Annotated in this window: 1 protein-coding gene; it reads left to right on the top strand. The window is 51.1% G+C overall.

Features of this window, described 5'->3' with window-relative positions; translation table 11 throughout:
• Positions 1-440, top strand: a 440-nt coding sequence (locus tag SB765_RS28090; RefSeq protein WP_410932281.1) for an aminoacyl--tRNA ligase-related protein, incomplete at both ends; no start/stop codon positions are given.

Raw genomic sequence — 440 nt, 5'->3', positions numbered from 1 at the left:
CTGAGAAGCGCATCGGTACGGATGAGATGTGGGATCGTGCCGAGGAAGATCTGGCTGCGGCGCTGAACGAAAACAATATTGAGTTTGAGTTCCAGCCAGGCGAAGGCGCGTTCTACGGTCCTAAAATTGAGTTTACTTTGTACGATTGTCTTGATCGCGCCTGGCAGTGCGGAACAGTTCAGCTAGACTTCTCCCTGCCAAAACGCCTTGAAGCAACCTACGTGGGTGAAAACAATGATCGTCAGACGCCAGTGATGATTCACCGTGCGATTCTGGGGTCAATGGAGCGTTTCATCGGTATTCTGACCGAAGAATTCGCCGGTTTCTTCCCAACCTGGCTGGCACCGCTGCAAGTCGTGGTAATGAATATTACCGACGGACAAGCAGAATATGTTGAGTCTTTGACGCGTAAGCTGCAGAATGCTGGCATTCGTGTGAAG

It is taken from the genome of Pseudomonas sp. SIMBA_067 (assembly GCF_046534675.1).
Lineage (GTDB): Bacteria > Pseudomonadota > Gammaproteobacteria > Pseudomonadales > Pseudomonadaceae > Aquipseudomonas > Aquipseudomonas putida.
Note: the sequence above shows the minus strand (reverse complement) of the source record. Positions and strands in the feature narration are given on the sequence as shown.